Origin of the sequence: Halolamina pelagica (genome assembly GCF_001307315.1) — an archaeon.
Taxonomy (GTDB): domain Archaea; phylum Halobacteriota; class Halobacteria; order Halobacteriales; family Haloferacaceae; genus Halolamina; species Halolamina pelagica_B.
Genome location: NZ_LGUC01000001.1, coordinates 993,452 through 1,013,281 on the forward strand (window position 1 = coordinate 993,452; position 19,830 = coordinate 1,013,281).

A 19,830-nucleotide genomic window follows, 5' to 3' on the forward strand; every position below is an offset into this window, starting at 1 on the left:
AACGTTCCACCCCACCGAGTCCCTTATTCCTCCGCCTCTCCCAGCGACCCCATGGTCGTAGACCTTCGCTCCGACACCGTCACCAGACCCTCAGACGCGATGCGGGAGGCCGCCAAGAACGCCGAGGTCGGCGACGACGTGTACCGCGACGACCCGAGCGTCAACGAACTCGAAGCCCGCGCCGCCGAGATCCTCGGCAAGGAGGCGGGGCTGTTCGTCCCCAGCGGCACGATGGGCAACCAGGTCGCGATCCGGACCCACACCGACCGCGGGCAGGAGCTGCTCGCCGACGAGCACGCCCACGTGCTGAAGTGGGAGCTCGGCGCCGTCGCCCAACTGAGTAGCCTCCAGACCCGCCTGCTCGACTTCGGCGACGACGGCGCGCCGACGCCCGAGCAGGTCGAGAACGGCATCGTCGAGGAGGGGCTCCACGAGGCCGGCACGGGGCTGTTCTGTCTGGAGAACACGCACAACTACCGCGGCGGCGTCGCCGTCTCGAAGGCGGAGATCGACGCCGCGGCCGCGGCCGCCCACGATCACGGCGTCCCGGTCCACCTCGACGGCGCGCGGCTGTTCAACGCCGCCGAGGCGCTCGACACCGATCCCGCCGCGCTGGCGGAGAACGTCGACAGCGTGATGTTCTGTCTCTCGAAGGGGCTCGGCGCGCCCGTCGGCTCCGTGCTGGTCGGCGACGAGGCGTTCATCGACCGCGCGCGCCGGACCCGGAAGCTGTTCGGCGGGGGGATGCGCCAGGCCGGCATCATCGCCGCCCCGGGGCTGCTCGCACTGGAGAACCGCGACCACCTCGCCGACGATCACCGACGCGCCGAGCGGATCGCCGAGGGGCTCGGCGACATCGACGGCATCGAGACGACCGAGCCGGACACGAACATCGTCGTCGCCGACGTGGCGGGGACGGGCCTGAACGCGGAGGAGTTCGTCGGCCGGATCGAGCAACACGGCGTCCTCGCCGTGGCGTTCAGCGAGACGACGGTGCGGTTCACCACGAACTGGGACGTGAGCGACGAGGATATCGAGGGCGCGATCGACTCGGTGCGGACGGCGATGCGGGACTAGGCGATCTCGAACTCGAATCTGGCGCCGCCGTCTTCGCTTTCGGTTACCGACACCGACCAGCCGTGGGCTTCGGCGATGCTCTGGACGATCGGGAGCCCGAACCCGGTTCCCTCCTCGCTGGTCGTGACGCCCGTGTCGAACGGGTCGATGTCGTCGTCGATCCCGGGACCGTCGTCGGCGACGTAGAACCCCTCGCCCTCGGCCAACGTCCCGACGGTGACCGTCGGGGCGTCGCCGGCCTGATCGGCCGTTGCACTGCACACCGTTTGGCTGCTCGTGGCGTCGTGGGGCGCGCCGTCATCCTCGCTACCCGCCGAACAGTGCTCGACGCTGTTCCGGTAGAGGTTGCCGAGCAGTTCCACCAGCCGATCCTGGTCGGCCTCGATCGTCGCGTCGTCGACGACCTCGAGGGACGCCTCGCCCGTCGCGACGTGGGCCCACGACTCCCGCGCAATCGTCGAGAGCTCGATCGGCTCCGTCTCGCCCACGTCCTGTCCCTCACGGGCCAGCGACAGGAGGTCGGTGACGAGCTGGTCCATCCGATCGAGCGCGTCGTCGACCTGGTCGAGCTTCGCGAGATCGCCGGTCTCCCTGGCCAGATCGAGGTAGCCCGAGGCGACGTTGAGCGGGTTGCGCAGGTCGTGGGAGACGACGCTGGCGAACTGGTCGAGACGTTCGTTCTGTCGGCGGAGTTCGGCTTCGCGCTGGCGCTGCTCGGTCACGTCGGAGTAGATGGCGTACCCCGGGGCGTTCTCCTCGCCGACCTCCAACGGAGTGACCTGCAGGAGGAAGTGCTTGGTGCCGTCGGCGGTCTCTCGCTGGACTTCGGTCTGGACCCGGTCGCCCTTGGCGAGCTGTTCGTTGAACGCCTCCGCCTCGTCGGCGCTCTCGGGCGGAACGATGAACTCGTCGAGCGACGCCCCCTCGACGTCGTCGGCGCCGTAGCCGAACGTGCGCTCGAAGGCACCGTTGACCCGGCGGACGATCGGCTCGCCGTCGATCATCTCGTAGGCGACGGCGGCGCCGGGGATGTTCTCGAACAGCGCCTCGAGGCTGTCGCGCTCCCGCCGGAGTTCGGCTTCGGCGCGGATCCGCCGTAGCGCCACCGCGGTGTGGGCCATCAACAGCTCCGCGAGTTCCAGATCCTCCTCGTCGAACGCTTCCTGCTCGGTCGATACCGCCTGGAACACTCCGAGATCGCCGAGCGGCACGGAGATCGCCGACTCGAACTCGGGGTCGGTGGGTTCGGCGTCGCTGTCGCTGTGGAGATCGTTGACCAGGAACGACTCCCCGGTCCGGACGGTTTTGCCGGCGAGCCCCTCCGAGACGTGCATCTCCCGACCCGCGTCCTCGGGGACTTTGCCCGACTCCGCGACGGGGATGAGCATGTCGCCGTCCCGGATGTCGAGCTTGCACATGTCCATCTCGAGGACGTCGTGGGCGGCGTCGACCGCGCGATCGAGCAGTTCCCCCTCGGTCTCCGCGGTGCCGAGCTCCATCGCGGTCGTGTGGAGCCGTTCGATCACCCGCCTGGACTCACGGAGTGCGGTCTCCGAGCGGATGCGATCGAGCGTCGCCTCCACGTAGCCCATCAACAGCTCCGCGAGCTCCATGTCGGTCTCGTCGAACGCGTACGTCTCGTCGGAGAGAACCTGAAACACGCCGGAGTCGCCGACGGGGACGCTGATCGCCGACTTGACCGACTCGTTCGCCGGCTCCGCGTCGGGGTTCGCCTCGGCGTCGGTGACGAGGAACGACCGCTTCTCGTTGTACGTCCGGCCGACGATGCCGGTGTCGGTCGACACTTCGTCGACCCTGTCGGTGCGGCCGCCGACCGGCGTGAGTTCGCCGCCGCGCTCCATCAACAGCACCGACTGGTCGAGCGCGAGCACGTCCTCCGTGATGTCGACGACGCGGCGGAACAACGCCGGCTCGTCGTCGGCGTTGATCAGCGACGGCGCGGCCTCGTGGAGCCGCGTGATGCGCTCCTGGCGATCCCGGAGGTCGGCCTCCGCCCGGAGGCGCGCGTCGACCTGCGAGCCGTGGGTGACCAGCAGCTCCGCGAACTCCAGATCCACCTCGTCGAACGCCGACAGCTCCGTCGAGATGCCCGCGAACACGCCGTCGTCGCCGAAGGGGACGGCCAGCCCCGAGCCGTGGCGTTCGATCTGCCGTTCGGCGGTGGGGTGGGCCTCGATGTCGTCGACCAGCGCCGGTTCGCCGCTCTCAAACACCTGCGAGATCATCCCGTGGTCCGAATCGAGCCGGCCGGGCTGCTCGTCGCCGGTCGCGGCGCTCGGCACGAACCCATCAGCGTCGTGGAGGTACAGCGCGGCGGCGTCGAAGCCGAGCACGTCCTCGGCGATATCGACGACGCGGCGGTGAAGCCGATCGCGTTCCTCGATGCTGACCAGTTCCGCGGCCCCCTCGTGGAGGCGGGCGATCCGTTCGCGGTTCGGCGTGCTGCCGACGGCGTTCGTGACGCGCTCGTCGAGGTCGTGTCCGTCGACCGGCTCCTCGCCGCCGTCACTCCTGGTCGGGACCACTGGCTCGTCGCAGTCGACGATCGGGCAGCCGTCCTCCGAGGCCGCCACCGCCAACTCGGTCGGGATCGAGCCGCCACAGACGACCAGACAGTCGGGATGTAGCTCCTCGAACGCCGAGCGAGCTTCCGACGGCGGGCGGGCACGTCCGGTGAACCCATCCTGTTCGAGCAGCATCCCGGCTCCCTCGCAGGGTGAGTCACCGACAACGAGAATCTTGGTTCGACGTGGCACGGGCTGTACAGTTACTGTTTGTCTTGTGAGACTATCTCATATGTGTTTCGGTAAGCCGTGTCGCTGGTAAACCGGATCCGCTCACGTCCTCGCGCTTTCGGCCCACGGGAGGCGCTGTTTGTCGGATGTGTCGCTCGCTCGGACCCCGGAATCCTTTTGCCCGGCGGTAGACCACATTCCGGTAATGAGCGAGCTCGAGAGCGAGTACCGTCTCGACTACTTTGCCGAGAACGGGTTCGAACGCCAGACCTGTTCGTCGTGTGGCGCACACTTCTGGAGTCGCGCCGAGCGTGAGACCTGTGGGGAGCCGCCGTGTGAAGACTACGGCTTCATCGACGACCCCGGGTTCGACGAGGCGTACTCGCTGGTGGAGATGCGCGAAGCGTTCCTCTCTTTCTTCGAGGAGCAGGGTCACGAGCGCGTCGATCCCGCGCCGGTCGCCGCCAACCGCTGGCGGGACGACGTACTGCTGACGCAGGCGTCGATCTACGACTTCCAACCGCACGTCACCAGCGGCGAGTCGCCGCCGCCGGCGAACCCGCTGGTCGTCTCCCAGCCCTGCATCCGGATGCAGGACATCGACAACGTCGGGAAGACCGGCCGGCACACGATGGCGTTCGAGATGGGCGGCCACCACGCGTTCAACGCCGACGAGGGCACCGACTACGCCTACGAGGGGGAGGTGTACTGGAAGGACCAGTGTGTCGAGTACTGCGAGGAGTTCTTCGCCTCGATGGGCGTCCCGAAAGAGGAGATCACGTTCATCGAGGACCCGTGGGTTGGCGGCGGCAACGCCGGCCCCGCCTTCGAGGTCATCTACAAGGGGCTCGAACTGGCGACGCTCGTGTTCATGATGCTCGAGCGGGACCCCGACGGCGAGTACGAGATGAAGGACGGCAATACGTACTCCGAGATGGACCGTCGGGTCGTCGACACGGGGTACGGGATCGAGCGCTGGACGTGGATGAGCCAGGGCACCCCGACGATCTACGAGGCGATCTACCCCGAATCGATCGAGTTCCTGAAGGAGAACGCCGGAATCGACATGACGGATGAGGAGCAGGAGCTCGTCCACCGCGCCTCGAAGCTGGCGGGCCACATGGACATCGACGAGGCCGAGGACATGGAGGCCGCCCGCGACAACATCGCCGAGCGGCTGGACGTGGACGTGACGCGCCTCGAGGAGTTGATGGAGCCCCTCGAAGCGATCTACGCCATCGCCGACCACGCGCGCTGTCTCGCGTACATGTTCGGCGACGAGATCGTCCCCTCCAACGTCGGGACGGGGTATCTCGCCCGGATGGTGCTCCGCCGGACGAAGCGACTCGTCGACGACGTGGGCGTCGACGTGCCGCTGGACGAACTGGTCGACCGCGAGGCCGAGCGACTGGGGTACGAGAACCGCGACACGATCCGTGACATCGTCCGCACCGAGGAACGCAAGTACCGCGAGACGCTCGAACGCGGCGGGCGAAAGGTGCGCCAACTGGCCGACGAGCACGCCGAAGCCGGCACCCCGATCCCGACCGAGACGCTGATCGAACTGTACGACTCCCACGGGATCCAGCCGTCGATGGTCACCGATATCGCCGAAGAGCGCGGCGCCGAAGTGAACGAGCCCGACGACTTCTACTCGCTGGTCGCCGAGCGCCACGACGCCGAGGAGGCGCTCGAGGACGAGGGCGCGGAGACCGATCGCGTCGACGACTTACCGGAGACTGATCAGCTCTACTACGAGGATCAGGACCGCATGGAGTTCGAAGCGGTCGTCCTCGACGTGCTCGAGCGTGAGGAGGGGTACGACGTGGTGCTCGACCAGACGATGTTCTACCCCGAGGGCGGTGGCCAGCCCGCCGACCACGGGACGCTCGTCTCCGAGGACGGCAGCGTCGCGGTGACCGACGTGCAGCTTCGTGACGGCGTGATCCTCCACCGAACCGACGAGCGCCCCGAGAAAGGCGAGTTCGTCACCGGCCAGATCGACGCCGAGCGCCGCCACCGGCTGATGCAGCACCACACCGCGACCCACATCGTCGGCGCCGCCGCGCGGCAGGTGCTCGGCGAGCACGTCCGGCAGGCCGGCGCCCAGAAGGGCGTCGACAGCTCGCGACTCGACGTGAACCACTACGACCGGGTGAGCCGGGAGGAGGTCAAAGAGATCGAGCGCGTCGCCAACCAGATCGTCACCGACAACACCAGCGTCCGCCAGGAGTGGCCCGAGCGCCACGAAGCCGAGGAGAAACACGGCTTCGACCTCTACCAGGGCGGCATCCCGCCGGGCGAGAACATCCGGCTGATCCACGTCGGCGACGACGTGCAGGCCTGTGGCGGAACCCACGTCAACCGGACCGGCGACGTGGGGACGGTCAAGATCCTGAACACCGAGCCCGTGCAGGACGGCGTCGAGCGGTTCGTGTTCGCCGCGGGCGGGGCCGCCATCGAGGCGACCCAGCGCACCGAGGACGCGCTGTACGACGCCGCCGACACGTTCGACGTGAACCCCGAGGAGGTGCCCGCCGCCGCCGAGCGCTTCTTCGGCGAGTGGAAGGAGCGTGGCAAGACGATCGAGGACCTCAAACAGCAGCTCGCGGAGGCCCGCGCGGGCGGCGCCGGCGCGGGCGAGGAGGTCGATATCGACGGCACGACCGCCGTGATCCAGCGCATCGACGCCGACGCCGACGAACTCCAGGCGACGGCGAACGCGCTCGTCGGCGAGGGGAAGCTCGCGGTCGTCGGCTCCGGCGCCGACGACTCCGCCCAGATCGTGGTCGGCGTCCCCGACGGCGTCGACATCGACGCCGGCGACGTGATCGGCGAGCTCGCCCGCAAGGTCGGCGGCGGCGGCGGCGGCCCGCCGGACTTCGCCCAGGGCGGCGGCCCGGACGTGGAGGCGCTCGACGAGGCGCTCGAGGAGGCGCCCGACGTGCTGCGACGGAAGCAGGCGGCCTGAGGTCGGCACAAGACCTTCAACCCGATCGGACCATCGTGGGGACGTGCGAAAACCAGCCCCCGCCGTCGCCGTCACGCTCCTCCTTCTCCTCGCCGGCTGTAGCGCCCCTGGAGGCATCGGTGGCGACACCGTCGCGTACGACGACCTCGACGAGAGCCAGCAGGACGCGTTCCGCGAGGCCATCGGCGACGACGCGACGCTCACAGGGGTCGACGCCGCCCCGTTCCGGAACCACGACTACGTCCGCTACGAGGGGAAGCGGTACCGAGTCGGCGTCTCTCGAAGCTGGTCCGCCTCGTACACGATCGAGGCGTCGCCGGGCGGTCCACCCGAGGACGCGACGGTGCGTGCCGTGGAGGAACTCCCGCCCGACGTTCGGGACGAGGTCCGGACAGCGGTAACCGAAGGGAGCTACTACGCGCCGTACGGGAAGTGGGACGCGCTCCCGGCGCCGCTGAACGAGGTCGAGTACGTCACGTACGGGAACGAGAGCTACGAGCTCTCCTACGTCGTCGGCGACGCAGTCTCCGAGACGCTGACAGCCGAACGGGTGGAGTGATCGACTCGGGTCGGCCGTAAAGTCCCGGAACGGTAAACACCGACCCGTCCGAACCCCCACTGTGCCTTACGCGAGCAACGACGCCGTTTCGCTGTACTACGAGACCGACGGCGACGGCGAGGCGGTGCTGTGCTGTGGCGACGTGGGACTGGGCGCGTGGCAGTGGGGCTGGCAGCACGCCGCCCTCGCGGGGCCCTACGAGACCGTCGTCGCCGACACCCGCGGCTGCGGGCGTTCGGACGACCCGCCCGCGGACTGCACCGTCGAGACGCTGGCCGCCGACGCGGTCGCCGTCCTGCGGGACCACGACGTGCGCGCGGCCCACGTCGTCGGCGCCGGACTCGGGGGATGGTGGCGCTCGAACTGGCCCGCACGACGGGCCGAGTGGCGTCGCTCACCCTGATCGGGACGGCGCTGTCGGGCGACGGCTACGACCCAGAACCGATGTTCGCGGCGCCGAGCGACGCCGACGGGCTCCGAGAGAGCCTCGAAGCGGCGCTCTCCCGAGAGTTCGTCGACGCACAGCCCGACGTGATCAGCCAGATCGTCGAGTGGCGCGCCGCCGAGGACGCCGACGCCGTGTCGTGGGAACGACAGGCCGCCGCCCTCGACGGGTTCGCCATCGAGAAACCCTACGAGATCACCGAACCGACGCTGGTGGTCCACGGCACCGACGACCGACTCTGCCCGGTCGCCAGGGGCCGTGAACTGGCTGCCGACCTCCCCAAGGCGGAACTGTTCGAAGTCGAGGGCGCCGGCCACCTCGCCCACGTCGAGGCGTCGAAAGTGGTGAACGACCGCTTGCAGACGTTTCTGGGGCCAACGTAGCCCTCGCCGCGGGCGGCTTTAACTAGCTGACCCCCGAACCCGAGCGCATGCACCGACGCGCACTCGCCGGCGGCGGGCTGCTCGTCGCCGGGCTGGCCGGCTACGTCGCCGGCGTGTCCGTCGCCTACCCGGGCCGGGCGTTCTCCCTCACCGCGATCATGGCCGGGATCGTGCTCGTGGTGATCGAGGGGCTGCCGACGACCGGGGGTGACCGATGACGCTGCAGACCGTCGTGTACACGAGCGACGGCGTCGAGACGTACGACGACGTGGCCGCGGCCGTCGACGCCCCGGGGGAGACGTGGATCCACGCCTCGGCCGATGAAGCCGCGGATCTGGCGGCGGTCACGGAGCGCTTCGGCCTCCACTCGCTGGCCGTCGAGGACGTGCTCGACGAGAACACCCGCCCGAAAGCCGAGGCGTACGACGGCCACACGTTCGTGCTGGTGAAAACCACCCGCCTGAGCCAGCGCGACGACGTGGCGTTCGGGAAGGAGATCCACACCCAGTCCGTGGGGCTGTTCGTCGGCGACGGCTGGCTCGTGACCGTCGCGCCGTCGGAGCTGGAGTTGATCGCGCCGACGGCGCCGGCCTGGACCCGCAACAGCGACCGCGTCGTCGACCGCGGCGCGGACTTCCTCGCCTACCGAGTGCTCGACGCCGTCGTCGACGACTACTTCGACGTGCTCGACGAGATCGAGACCGACATCGAGGCCGTCGAGGAGCGCGTGCTGACTCACCCCGAGCCGGAGATCCTCGAAGAGCTCAACGGCGTCCGCCGGGACCTGCTCGCGTTCCGGAAAGTCGCCTGGCCCGCCCGCGAAGCGGTGGGCACGCTCTCCCGGGGCGACAGCCCGCAGGTCGCCGCGGCGAACGAGAAGTACTTCCGGGACGTGTACGACCACCTCGTTCAGGTCGTCGACCTGGCGGAGACGTACCGCGATCTGACCAGCGGCTCGCGGGACATCTACCTCAACGCGGTCTCGCAGTCGACCAACGAGGTGATGAAGACGCTGACGGTGGTCGCGACGATCTTCATCCCGCTGACGTTCGTCGTCGGCGTCTACGGGATGAACTTCGCGGGCACGCCGCTGTCGATGCCCGAACTCGGCTGGACGTACGGCTACCCTGCGACGATGCTGGGGATGGCGCTGGTCGCGGCGCTGATGCTCACCCACTTCCGGCGGCAGGGCTGGCTCTGAGTGTCGGAACCGACCGCCCAGCGCCGGTACCGGCCGGCCCTGATCGCCGGAACCGAACTCCTCTTGCCGGTGCCCGCGTGAGGCTCCGGTAGTGTCGCTGCTCTCGATCTTCGCCTCCGCCATCCTGCCGATCGTCCTGATCGCGACCGTCGGTGTCGTACTCGGCCGGCTGCGGGACGTGGAGCCCGGCCCGCTCAACACCGCCGTCGTCTACGTGCTCGCGCCGGCGCTGGTGCTACACAGCCTGATGGCGACGGAGCTGGCTGGCGGGACGCTGCTCAAACTCGCCGCCGGCGTCGCCGCGTTCACGCTGGGGATGGCCGCGATCGTGGAGCTGTCAGGCCGGCTGCTCGGCGTCGACGAGGCCACGCTGTCGGCGCTCGTGCTGGTGTCGACGTTCCCCAACGCCGGCAACTACGGGATCCCCGTCAGCGACTTCGCGTTCGGCACCGTCGGCCGGGGCGTCGCGGTACTGTACGTCGCCGTGCAGGCGGTGTTGATGTACACGATCGGCGTCTACGTCGCCTCCCGCGGCGGCGGCAGCGCGGGGCTCGGCGCCCTCAAGCGCGTGTTCCGCATCCCGCTGATCTACGCGGTCGCCGTTGGCCTGCTCGCGCGGGCGCTCGACCTCGTCCCCGCCGCCGACTCGACCGCGATGGAGACGCTCCAACTGGTCGGCGACGCCTCGATCCCCGTGATGCTGCTCATCCTGGGCATCCAACTCGCGAACACCGACTTCGGCGCCGCCCTCCCCCAGATCACGGTCGCGACCGCGGGCAAAATGGTCGTCGCGCCCGCCGTCGCCGTCGGCGTCGCGCTCCTGCTCGGCTTCGACCAGCCCACCGTCGCCCGGACGTTCGTGCTGGAGTCGGCGATGCCCGCGGCGGTGACGCCGCTGGTGTTGTTGATCGAGTTCGCCGACGACGTGGAGGTCGGCGGCGTCAGCGCCCCCGAGTTCGTCTCGACCGTCGTCGCGGTGACGACGATCCTCTCGGTACCGCTGCTGACGCTGCTGATCTCGGTGCTCCAGTCGGGCGTGCTGGTGTAGCCAGGTCGGTCACGCTCCCCTCGCCCGGTCCATCGAGAGTACGGTATGCCATAGCGAACCTATGAGACGTGAACGCGTCACTAAGTGACTGAAAATTTATAATTGCGGTGTGTTACACAGTAGGTATGGACGCCCCGTCGCTGCCCACCGGCGATATCCTGCGGTTCTACGCGTTCCGTGCGAGCCAGTCCGCCGGGTTCAGCCTCCCGATCTACGTGCTGTTCTTCCAGTCCCGCGGGCTCTCGCTCGCCGAGATCGGGGCGATCGAGGCGCTGTTCACCGTGTTCGTGGTGGCCGCGGAGACGCCGACGGGCTACCTCGGCGATCGGTTCGGCCGGCGGGCGAGCCTGCTGGCCGGCACTGCGCTGTCGGCGCTGGGCATCGTCGGGTTCGTGTTCGCCCGCTCGTTCGCGGCGTTCGCGGCGATCATGGTCGTTCGGGCGGTCGCCGAGGCGTTCCGCTCCGGCGCGACGGACGCCTGGCTCTACGAGACGCTGGCCGGAACCGCCGACGACGACCGGTTCGCCCACGTCTCGGGGCGTGCGAGCGCGATCGGGCTCGCAACGCTCGCGGGCGCCTCGCTCGTCGGCGGCGGGCTGTACGCGCTCGACCCGGTCTACCCGTGGCTGCTCGAAGGCATCGCACTCACGACCGGGATGGCGGTCCTGCTCGGGATGGACGAGCCGGACCGGACCGTCGAGGACGGGGCCGGATCGGCACGGTTCTCGCCGTGGGAGACGCTCGCCGCGATCCGCTCGACGCTCGCGAACCGCGCGGTGGGCCCGCTCGTGCTCGCGGTGGGGCTGCTCGCGGGCATCACCAACACGATGGAGTTCTACCTCCAGCCGGTCGCGGTCGCCACGCCGGGGCTCTCGGCGACGACGCTGGGGCCGCTGTACGCCGGGCTCACGCTCGCCTCCGCGGGCGTCACCGCGCGGGCGGGCTGGATCGAGGACCGCTTCGGCGTCCGGGGGTGGTTCCTCGTCGGCCCGCCGCTGCTGGGGCTCTCGCTTCTGGCCGTCGCCGTCGCGCCGGCGTTCGCACTCCCCGTGTTCGTGCTCGGCCGGGCGGTCAGAAGCGCCACCACGCCGATCTTCGGCCAGTTCCTCAACGACCGGACCGACGAGGGTCGGGCGACGGTGCTGTCGGCGGCGTCGACGGTGCGGTCGCTGTTCACCGCGCCGCTGAACCTCGTCGGTGGCGGGCTCGCGACGGCGTACGCGCTGTCGACCGGGCTCGGCGGGCTCGGCGTGATGCTGCTGGGCGGGCTGGTGGTCACGCTCGGGGTGTGGCGGCCGTCGTTGCCGAGCGTGACGGCGAGGGAGTCGGACGCCGCGTGAGCCAGTCAGTCGTCCGTCTGATCGGCCGACAGCGTGGCGATCAGTCGTCTGCCCTGCCCGGCTGACAGCGTGCCGGTCAGTCGTCGCTCGGCGGCGGGACGTTCCGGGTCTGCGAGACCGGCGCCTCGGCGTCGACGACCGCCGACTTCCACGTTCCGCGTGAGAGCCACGCGACGGCGACGACGGCGCCGACGATGTCGCCGAGTGCGACCGCGGTCCAGACCCCGGCCGGCCCCCAGCCCAGGGGGAACGCCAGCAGGTACGTCGCCGGGAGTCGGACTACCCAGAGCGCGACCAGCGAGAGCCCGAGCGCCGTGGTGGTGTTGCCGGCGCCGCGGAACGTCCCCATCGCCACCTGGAACGCGCCGAAGAACACGAACGCGACGCTCGCGATCCGGAGGTACGCCGACGCGTAGTCGATCGTCGCGACGGCGGTCTCGCTCCGGGCGGGGAGGAACACCGAGACGATCGGCTCCGGCACCGTGGCGACGACGACCGCGACGACGGCGAGGACGCCGACGACGAGCACCAGCCCGAGTTTGACCGCGCGGGTCGCCCGCTCGGGCTCGGCGGCGCCGAGGTTCTGGCCGACAGCGGTGTCCATCGCCTGCGAGAGCCCCATGGCGGGCAGTGTCACCAGCGAGAGCAGGCGGTTGCCGAGCCCGTAGGCGGCGACGACCGCCGGCGGGAACGTCGCGACCATCGCGGTGGCGACGACCATCGCCAGCGCGGTGCCGGACTGCTCCAGCGCGGTGGGGACGCCCAGTTCGACGATCTCGCGAACGGGGCCGGGCTGGGGGATCAGGTCCCGCGGTTCGATCGCCGGCCCGAGCTCCGTCCCGAACAGGACGTACAGCCCGGCGACCGTCGCGACAGCGCGCGAGGCGACGGTGGCGACGGCGGCGCCCTGCACGCCCCAGGCGGGGAAGGGGCCCCAGCCGAAGATCAGGAACGGGTCGAGCGCGACGTTGACGACCACGGAGAGCACCATCACCACCAGCGGCGTCCGGGTGTCGCCGACGCCGCGCATCAGCGCCGTGAACACGAAGAAGCCGAACAGCGCCGGCGCGCCGAGGAAGAACACCCGCATGTAGTCGGCCGACAGCGGGATGACTCGCTCGGCGGTCGCGGCGTCGGCCGGCAGGAGGGCCAGCAGCGGCCCGGTAGCGAGAAAGCCGAACGCGCCGACGGCGACGGCGACGAGGCCCACGAAGCCGAGCGTCTGGCCCGCGATCCGGCCGGCCGCGCGCTCGCCGCCCGCGCCGGTGTGCTGGGCGACGAGGATCGCGCCCGCGGCGGTGAAGCCGCCGCCGACGGCGATGACGAGAAACACGAGCGGGAAGGCGAGACTGAGCGCGCCGACGGCGTCGGCCGAGAGCCGGCCCAGCCAGACGGTGTCGACGAGGTTGTAGGCAACCTGGAGGAGCTGGATCGCCACCAGCGGCCACGCCAAGCGGACCAGCGGTCGCAGCAGGGGCCCCGCGTGAGCGAGGCGCGTTCGGCGTGTGTGGCGGTCATTACGTATCGAAGGTCGTGGGGGTCTTGAACACGAGCAACAGACGGTAGCACGGTGCACTGGGCACGCGCTCGCCGGGACGGCGGGGAGCGCGAACCGCCGCCGTTTATTTCGGCGGCTGTCCAACGGGTGGGTATGACTATCGGCTTCATCGGCGGCTCGGGCATCTACGAGGCGCTCCCGCTGAGCAACACGCGCGAAGTGACCGTCCAGACGCCCTACGGCGAGCCGTCCTCGTCGGTCACCATCGGCGAGTTCGGCGAGACCGGTCGGGAGGTCGCGTTCCTCCCCCGGCACGGCCCGGACCACCAGCACTCGCCGACGAACCTCCCGTACCGTGCGAACATCTACGCGCTGAAACAGGTCGGCGTCAACCACGTGCTCGCGACGAACGCCGTCGGCAGCCTGCGCGAGGACCTGCCGCCGCGCACGCTCGTCGTGCCGGACCAGATCTACGACCGCACCAAGCAGCGCGACCTCTCCTTTTTCGGCGACGGGATCGTCGTCCACCAGCCGTTCGCCCAGCCGTACTGCCCCGAGATGGTCGACCACCTCAGCGACGCCGCCGAGCGCGTCGAGACCGACGCCGGCGTCGAGGAGGGCGGCACCTACGTCTGCATCGAGGGGCCCCAGTACTCCACCAAGGCCGAGTCGGAGTTCTACCGCGAGCAGGGCTGGGACGTGGTCGGCATGACGGCGATCCCCGAAGCCAAGCTCGCCCGTGAGGCCGAGATGTGCTACGCGACGCTGGCCGGCGTCACCGACTACGACGTGTGGAAGGACGACCACGAGGTGACGCTACAGGAGGTGCTGGAGAACGCGTCGGCCAACGAGGACGCGATCAAGGCCGCCGTCGAGGAGGCGATCCGGACGTTCCCCGAGGATCACGAGTGTAGCTGCCACAGCTCGCTCGAGGGGACGATCAACACGCCGACCGAAGCGATTCCCGAAGAAACCCGCGAGCGCGTCGACCTGTTCGTCGGCGACTACCTCGAGGACTGAGGCGTCGGGTCGCTACTGCTGAATTTCGCAGTCGGTGTTCGTGAAGAAGCCGAGCCGCGGCGCCCCCTCCCCGTCGCTCTCGACGACGGGGAGCACCTTCGCGCAGAGCGGTCCCGACTCCGAATCTGGGAGCGAGTCCGGGCCGAAGGAGAGATGCGCCCGTTCGTCGCTCGCCTGCCCTTCGTGCCACGCGTACAGCTCGTAGCGACCCGGTTCCGTCGGGTAGTTCTCGAACTCGCCGCCGCCGGCCTCCGTCGTGCCGTCGTCGCGTTCGCGTGCGCCGTCGGCGTCCATCGTCGCCCGGTACACTGGCTCGTCGTGCTCCAGGACGAGCACGGTGACGGTGAGCGGGTGAGAGTTGACCAGCGTCAGCTCGTCGAACCCGACATTCGGCGGCTCCGGCTCGGAGGAGCAGCCCGCGAGGCTCGTTGTGGCGGCGACGCCGGCGGCACAGAGGAGGGCTCGTCGGGAGGGTACGGACCCCTAGAGAACCGGTGTTCGCAAAAAGTTGCCGCGTCGGCGCCGTTCGTGCGCGCTAATCGTCGTCCACCGCGGCTGACAGCGTGCCGCGGCGCCTAATCGTCCACGTCGACGTCGGCCTGCGCGTGACGCTCCTGGGCGCGCCGGATGAACTCCTCGGGGAGTTCGTCGATCTCGCCGGCCTGCACGCCCCAGAGGTGGGCGTACAGCCCGTCCTCCTGCAGCAGTTCGTCGTGGCTGCCGCGCTCGGCGATCTGGCCGTCCTCCAGCACGAGGATCTGGTCGGCGTCCTTGATCGTCGACAGTCGGTGGGCGATCGCGAACGTGGTGCGGTCCTCGGTCAGCTTGTCGATGGAGCGCTGGATCAGCATCTCCGTCTCGGTGTCCACGTCGGAGGTCGCCTCGTCGAGGATCAGGATCTCGGGATCCTTCAGCATCGCGCGGGCGATGGAGAGCCGCTGGCGCTGGCCGCCCGAGAGCTTCACGCCCCGCTCGCCGATCTCGGTGTCGTACCCCTCGGGAGGTTCATGATGAACTCGTGGGCCTCGGCGGCTTTCGCGGCCTCGACGACCTGCTCGTGGTCGGCGCCGAACGTGCCGTACTCGATGTTGTCCGACACCGTCCCGTAGAACATGAACGTGTCCTGGGAGACGTAGCCGAGTTTCTTCCGGAGCGAGGGGATCGTCACGTCGCGGATGTCCTGGCCGTCGATCTCGATCGACCCCTCGTCCACGTCGTACATCCGGAGGAGGAGTTTGAGCACCGTCGACTTGCCGGCCCCGGTCGGGCCGACGAGCGCGAGCGTGTTGCCGCCCTCCACCTCGAAGTTGATGTCGTCGACGATGGTCTCCTCGTCGTAGCCGAAGGAGACGTTCTTGTACTCGACGTTGCCGTCGGTGACCGTCAGTTCGTCGGCGTCGGGGTCCTCGACGATACGGGACGGCGTGTCCATCAGACCGAACATCCGGGCGCTGGACGCTCGAGCCCGCTGGTACATGTTGATGATCGAGCCGAACTGGGCCATCGGCCAGATGAACCGCTGGGTGTAGAGGATGAAGGAAACGAACACACCGGCGCTGAGATCCTGCTGCCCGCCGGTAATCCACGTCGGCGCTTCACCCAACACCCAGAGGCCGCCGACCATGAAGGTGATGACGAAGCCGATACCGGCGATGACTCGCAGCGCCGGGAAGAACTTGATCCGGGTGTTGATCGCGTCCCAGTTGGCGTCGTAGTACTCCATCGACACGTCGTCGACGCGCTCGGACTCGAAGCTCTCCGTGTTGAACGTCTTGATCACCTTGATGCCGCCGAGGTTGTTCTCCAGCCGACTGTTGAGGTGCCCGACCGTCTTCCGGACCGTCGCGTACTTCGGCTGGATGATGTCGATGAACTTCCACGTCGTGACGGCGATGATCGGGATGGGGAGCAGCGTGACGATCGCCAGCCGGGGGTTGAGCCAGAGCAGGATGCCCGCGATCCCGATCACCATCACCGAGAGGCGGAACGCGGAGTTCATCCCGTCGTTGAGGAACCGTTCGAGGCGGTTCACGTCGTTCGAGAGGATGGACATCATCTCGCCGGTCTGCTTCTCGGCGAAGAAGTCCATGTTCAGGCGCTGCATCTTGTCGTACGTGTCGGTCCGCACGTCGTGCTGGATGTTCTGGGCGAACGCGTTCCAGCCGTAGTTCCGGATCCAGTGGAACAGCGACCCGCCGAAGAAGGCGAAAGCGATCGCGCCGATCGTGAACCAGAACTGCCCCTCGGTCGTCGACGGGAGCCACGCCTGCGGGATCAGCGGGAGGTCGTACGCGGCGTCGTTGCGGAAGATCGAGTCGACGGCGATACCGAGCAGCAGCGGCGGTAGCAGGTCGAGTATCCGCGCGATAACGCTGCCGAAGAACCCGAGCCCGAAGTAGCCGAGATTCGGCTTCCCGTACTCGGAGAACAGCCGCCGCATCGGATTGTCCGTCTTCTGACGGATATCCTCGAAGGGGTCTTCGTCGTCGGAGGGATGTGACATTACTTACTCTCTGGGACGCAAGGGGCCTTCAAAAACCTTTACGAATCGAAACACGTCGTTGTCAGGGTAAGGCGGCCGAATTCACCGGTATCGGTCGAGCGGGCCGGGGAAGAAAGTAGTTTCCGGTGGGGTGCGGTGTGTGGACGCTGCTCACAGTGGCCGGTTTTCGACGCCGGGGTCGACGCCGGCGGCAGCGAGATCCTCACGGATCCGCGCGCGCAGGGGGTCGGGGACGGTGTCGCGGCCGACGGGGGCGGCGGTCTCGCCGTCGCCTTTGACCTTCCAGTAGAGCACGCAGTCGCTGGGCGCGTAGTACTCGATGCTGTAGCGGTCGCCGTCGCCGCGGTAGTGGACGCGGGCGGCGAACCCCTCGGCGGTCCAACCCTCGCGGTCGGCGAGGGCGTCGACGGCGTCGTCAGTCACAGCGACACGTTGGGGCGCTCAAACCTCGGCCTTTCGGTGTTCCTCGGGGATCTCGACCCGGTCGCCGACCTCGATCCCGTGGTCGGTGGTGTACTCGTAGGGGAGCTCGACGACGTACTTCCCGTAGCCCTCGTAGGTGGGGCTGTCCTCACCCTCGGGTGGGAGCTCGGCGTGGTGGATCGTGGTGACGGTGCCGTTCTCGGCGACGAACACCATGTCGATAGGGAACGCCATGTCGCGCATCACGTAGCCGTGGGTCGCTTCCCGGGGGTGGACGAACAGCATCCCCTCGTCGGCGTTGAGGGAGTCGTGGTTGCTCAGCCCGGTGTAGCGCTCGTCGTAGCTGTCGGAGACGTTCACCTCGACGGTCGCGAGTTCGCTGCCGTTCTCGCCGTCGACGAACGTGACGGTCGTCTGTTCGGCGGGGCCGCCGAGGAAGAGGGCCACCCCGGCAACGACGGCGATCACCGCGAGCAGGAGCGCGAGCCAGGCGCGATTTCGCACGCCTCGAAGGAGGCGGTACGGGGTGCTAAGCGTTGCGACGCAGAGCGTAATCGTTATTCGCCCGGCGGCGGGAGTCCGAAGTACGGGCTCGTGGTCTAGTGGTTATGACGCTTCCCTTACAAGGAAGAGGCCGGTGGTTCAAATCCGCCCGAGCCCACTACTTCTGTGCGAACGAAGTGAGCACGAAGTAGTGACAGCGAGGGCGATTTGAACCCAGAAGACGAGCGCCAGCGAAGTCCTCGCGGTGCAAATCCGCCCGACCTTCCCCAGCACCCATCCGCCCGAGCTGCCGATTCCGGCCGCCGACGCCGCCGAACGCGTCGGGTTTCCAACGGAACCGCCCAACAGACCTTTTGCTGGAGAGGGAGTCTCGACGCACAAACCATGCAACGAAGTCACGTCGTGCTCGCGGCGCTCGTCGTCGTGGTCGCACTGGCCGGCGTCGCCGGCGCGTTCATCACCGGGTTCGGGCCGGCTCCCGGCGGCGACAGCGGGAGCGCAGACACGTCGACGCCCTACGAGGACACCGTCGTCGTCGAGTCGACCGACGCCGGCGGAACCGGCGGTGAAGACGGCGGCGGCGAAGACGGCGGCAACAGCAGCTCGACGACCACCGAGTCCCAGCCGCCGTTCTCGTTCGTCATCGAGAACATCACCGAGTGCGGCCAGACGTGCCGCGACGTGAACGCCACGATCGTGAATCAGCAGGACACCGCCGCCACCGGCGTCGAGGTGCACTCGGAGATCTACACCGACGGCGACATGATCTGGGAGGGGACCACCGACGTGGGCCGGCTCGCGGCCGGCGAGTCGTTCACCGACTCCAAGCGCGTCGAGCTGAGCTACAGCGAGGCGTACAAGGTCCAGCAGAACGACGGCGAGATCCTCGTGAAAACGTACGTCCGGACCGACTCGGGGACGTACGTGTTCAAGGACACTCGGAACGTGAACTGATCGTCGCCGGCTCGCGGTTTTCGAAATCCTTAATGCGCAATCGGGCCTCGTTCGGAGTGCGCCGCCTTAGCTCAGACTGGGAGAGCACTCGACTGAAGATCGAGCTGTCCCCCGTTCAAATCGGGGAGGCGGCATCCCTTTTCCACACGAACTGCATTCGACAGCCACGACTGAACGTCGAGCTGTCCTCCCCCGCGAGCGTAGCGACGCGGCGGGCACACTTCGCTCGCCGCGAACGCGATCAGCGGCGTTCGTCGTCGGTCTCTTCCTCTTCGGGCGTGAAGCCGAAGGCGTTCTGTAGTTGGTCGACGCCGGCGACGTTCTGGATATCGTCCATGGAGAGCGGGTCTTTGGCGGTTGCGCCTTTCCCGGTGGCGACGCCGCTGGTCAGGATGCTTCTGACGCCGTCCTCGATGGTCATGTCGATGTCGAAGACTCGTTCGCGAGGGACGTACGTGAGGAAGCCGCCGGTGACGGGGTTTGGCGCCATCGGAACGAACAGCGTCACCATCTCCTCGTGATCGGCGGAGGTTTCGACGCTCGCGGGGCAGCGCTGGTCTCGAAGCCGAGCACGTACATCTCCTCGCCGAGACACCGCACGAGCTTGATGTCCTGGAAGTTCTCGGCTTCGTTGTCGAGCATCACGTCGCCCATGCGGCGAAAGCTCTTGTAGACGGTGCCGACGCCGGGGATCGAGGCGATCGTGAGGTCGATGAACTCGATGATCTGCTCGCCGTATCGATTGTGACCGATCGCGCCGACAACCATGACGATGCCGAAGAGGATGAGCAACGCGATGAGTTCGGTGAGGAACTCGATGACGAACGACATGTTCAGGTCGATGAGGAGGCCGAAGAGTTCGACGCGCTCGAAGGGCCGAATGAGGTTGAAGTGGCGCAGCACCAAGATGAACGGGTCGAGCGCTTGCCTGATGACGTTGACCGCCATCCGCGCGAGATAGAGCGTGATGATCACCGGGATGATGATGGCGACACCGGTGAGGAGGACGTTCCAGAAGTGTTCGTACATCGCGGTGAAAGTGCCGAGGACCAGAGAGCGGGATTGAGGGTCGTCGTCCGGGGCAGCCATACAGATGTACAACTCTCTCCGAAAGGAAATAAACAGTCTGGCCGGGATGAATCTGGACC

The 19,830-nt window shown here is 68.4% G+C and carries 16 protein-coding genes, 2 tRNA genes and 2 pseudogenes; 12 read left to right on the top strand and 8 right to left on the bottom strand.

The genetic code is table 11. From position 1 onward, the window contains the following. The first annotated feature begins 51 nt into the window (after positions 1-51). Positions 52-1,077: a threonine aldolase family protein gene (locus SY89_RS05275; protein WP_054583426.1), complete on the top strand. Its 1,026-nt coding sequence runs from the start codon at positions 52-54 to the stop codon at positions 1,075-1,077. On the opposite strand, the gene SY89_RS05280 is transcribed toward SY89_RS05275, so the two are convergent. Beyond that, entirely contained in the window at positions 1,074-3,854 is a 2,781-nt protein-coding gene (locus tag SY89_RS05280; RefSeq protein ID WP_189319110.1) for a GAF domain-containing protein, read from the bottom strand. The genes SY89_RS05275 and SY89_RS05280 overlap by 4 nt on opposite strands. 184 nt (positions 3,855-4,038) lie before the next feature. Here SY89_RS05280 and alaS point away from each other — a divergent pair, with 184 nt between their 5' ends. The 7 genes and pseudogenes from alaS to SY89_RS05310 all read left to right on the top strand — a co-directional run bounded on the left by alaS (position 4,039) and on the right by SY89_RS05310 (position 11,780). Further along, positions 4,039-6,804 (top strand): alanine--tRNA ligase, encoded by a 2,766-nt coding sequence (gene alaS, locus SY89_RS05285; RefSeq protein ID WP_054583428.1) that lies wholly within the window; start codon positions 4,039-4,041, stop codon positions 6,802-6,804. A 43-nt stretch (positions 6,805-6,847) separates the two neighbouring features. After that, positions 6,848-7,363 carry a hypothetical protein gene (locus tag SY89_RS05290; protein ID WP_054583429.1) on the top strand — a complete coding sequence of 172 codons (516 nt, stop codon included), beginning with the start codon at positions 6,848-6,850 and terminating at the stop codon, positions 7,361-7,363. Positions 7,364-7,424: 61 nt separating this feature from the next. Next, positions 7,425-8,191, top strand: a pseudogene (locus tag SY89_RS05295) (alpha/beta fold hydrolase). Positions 8,192-8,238: 47 nt separating this feature from the next. Next, complete coding sequence (locus SY89_RS17110; RefSeq protein WP_189319111.1) at positions 8,239-8,409, top strand: hypothetical protein; 171 nt, start codon at positions 8,239-8,241, stop codon at positions 8,407-8,409. Further along, a complete protein-coding gene (corA, locus tag SY89_RS05300; RefSeq protein WP_054583430.1) occupies positions 8,406-9,392 on the top strand; it encodes a magnesium/cobalt transporter CorA in 987 nt (328 codons plus the stop codon). Before SY89_RS17110 ends, corA begins: the two co-directional genes overlap by 4 nt. A gap of 91 nt (positions 9,393-9,483) precedes the next feature. Further along, positions 9,484-10,440: an AEC family transporter gene (locus tag SY89_RS05305; RefSeq protein ID WP_054583431.1), complete on the top strand. Its 957-nt coding sequence runs from the start codon at positions 9,484-9,486 to the stop codon at positions 10,438-10,440. A gap of 125 nt (positions 10,441-10,565) precedes the next feature. Then, complete coding sequence (locus SY89_RS05310; protein WP_054583432.1) at positions 10,566-11,780, top strand: MFS transporter; 1,215 nt, start codon at positions 10,566-10,568, stop codon at positions 11,778-11,780. A 76-nt stretch (positions 11,781-11,856) separates the two neighbouring features. Here SY89_RS05310 and SY89_RS05315 read toward each other — a convergent pair whose 3' ends face one another. Next, positions 11,857-13,218: an MATE family efflux transporter gene (locus SY89_RS05315; RefSeq protein WP_239685515.1), complete on the bottom strand. Its 1,362-nt coding sequence runs from the start codon at positions 13,216-13,218 to the stop codon at positions 11,857-11,859. A gap of 213 nt (positions 13,219-13,431) precedes the next feature. On the opposite strand from SY89_RS05315, the gene mtnP reads away from it, so the two are divergent. Then, positions 13,432-14,298, top strand: a complete 867-nt coding sequence (gene mtnP / locus SY89_RS05320) for an S-methyl-5'-thioadenosine phosphorylase (protein ID WP_054583433.1) — start codon at positions 13,432-13,434, stop codon at positions 14,296-14,298. A 12-nt stretch (positions 14,299-14,310) separates the two neighbouring features. Here mtnP and SY89_RS05325 read toward each other — a convergent pair whose 3' ends face one another. The 4 genes and pseudogenes from SY89_RS05325 to SY89_RS05340 all read right to left on the bottom strand — a co-directional run bounded on the left by SY89_RS05325 (position 14,311) and on the right by SY89_RS05340 (position 17,728). Further along, positions 14,311-14,634, bottom strand: coding sequence for a hypothetical protein (locus SY89_RS05325; RefSeq protein ID WP_054583434.1), 324 nt, complete (start codon positions 14,632-14,634; stop codon positions 14,311-14,313). 239 nt (positions 14,635-14,873) lie between these two features. Further along, positions 14,874-16,801 (bottom strand): annotated as a pseudogene (locus SY89_RS05330) (ABC transporter ATP-binding protein). Positions 16,802-16,951: 150 nt separating this feature from the next. Then, positions 16,952-17,224, bottom strand: a complete 273-nt coding sequence (locus tag SY89_RS05335) for a DUF7538 family protein (protein ID WP_054583435.1) — start codon at positions 17,222-17,224, stop codon at positions 16,952-16,954. Positions 17,225-17,242: 18 nt separating this feature from the next. Then, a complete protein-coding gene (locus SY89_RS05340) occupies positions 17,243-17,728 on the bottom strand; it encodes a DUF192 domain-containing protein (RefSeq protein ID WP_054583436.1) in 486 nt (161 codons plus the stop codon). Positions 17,729-17,812: 84 nt separating this feature from the next. Between SY89_RS05340 and SY89_RS05345 the strand changes: the two genes are divergently transcribed. From SY89_RS05345 to SY89_RS05355, 3 genes are all read left to right on the top strand, one after another. Further along, positions 17,813-17,885, top strand: a tRNA-Val gene (locus SY89_RS05345). A 227-nt stretch (positions 17,886-18,112) separates the two neighbouring features. After that, positions 18,113-18,682, top strand: coding sequence for a hypothetical protein (locus SY89_RS05350; RefSeq protein WP_054583437.1), 570 nt, complete (start codon positions 18,113-18,115; stop codon positions 18,680-18,682). Positions 18,683-18,742: 60 nt separating this feature from the next. Then, a tRNA-Phe gene (locus SY89_RS05355) sits at positions 18,743-18,816 on the top strand. Positions 18,817-18,923: 107 nt separating this feature from the next. On the opposite strand, the gene SY89_RS16435 is transcribed toward SY89_RS05355, so the two are convergent. Together SY89_RS16435 and SY89_RS16440 are read right to left on the bottom strand one after the other, a co-directional pair. After that, the gene (locus SY89_RS16435) at positions 18,924-19,193 is read right to left on the bottom strand and encodes a DUF502 domain-containing protein (protein WP_144427135.1); all 270 of its coding nucleotides are present in this window, start codon (positions 19,191-19,193) and stop codon (positions 18,924-18,926) included. Next, entirely contained in the window at positions 19,187-19,771 is a 585-nt protein-coding gene (locus tag SY89_RS16440; RefSeq protein WP_189319112.1) for a DUF502 domain-containing protein, read from the bottom strand. Before SY89_RS16440 ends, SY89_RS16435 begins: the two co-directional genes overlap by 7 nt. Between the last annotated feature and the right edge of the window lie 59 nt (positions 19,772-19,830).

Excerpts from the sequence above, each read along its gene's own strand:
- SY89_RS05275 (WP_054583426.1), top strand. The coding sequence starts at position 52 with ATGGTCGTAGACCTTCGCTCCGACACCGTCACCAGACCCTCAGACGCG.
- alaS (WP_054583428.1), top strand. The coding sequence starts at position 4,039 with ATGAGCGAGCTCGAGAGCGAGTACCGTCTCGACTACTTTGCCGAGAAC.
- SY89_RS17110 (WP_189319111.1), top strand. The coding sequence starts at position 8,239 with ATGCACCGACGCGCACTCGCCGGCGGCGGGCTGCTCGTCGCCGGGCTG.
- corA (WP_054583430.1), top strand. The coding sequence starts at position 8,406 with ATGACGCTGCAGACCGTCGTGTACACGAGCGACGGCGTCGAGACGTAC.
- SY89_RS05310 (WP_054583432.1), top strand. The coding sequence starts at position 10,566 with ATGGACGCCCCGTCGCTGCCCACCGGCGATATCCTGCGGTTCTACGCG.
- mtnP (WP_054583433.1), top strand. The coding sequence starts at position 13,432 with ATGACTATCGGCTTCATCGGCGGCTCGGGCATCTACGAGGCGCTCCCG.
- SY89_RS05350 (WP_054583437.1), top strand. The coding sequence starts at position 18,113 with ATGCAACGAAGTCACGTCGTGCTCGCGGCGCTCGTCGTCGTGGTCGCA.
- SY89_RS16435 (WP_144427135.1), bottom strand. The coding sequence starts at position 19,193 with ATGGTGACGCTGTTCGTTCCGATGGCGCCAAACCCCGTCACCGGCGGC.
- SY89_RS16440 (WP_189319112.1), bottom strand. The coding sequence starts at position 19,771 with ATGGCTGCCCCGGACGACGACCCTCAATCCCGCTCTCTGGTCCTCGGC.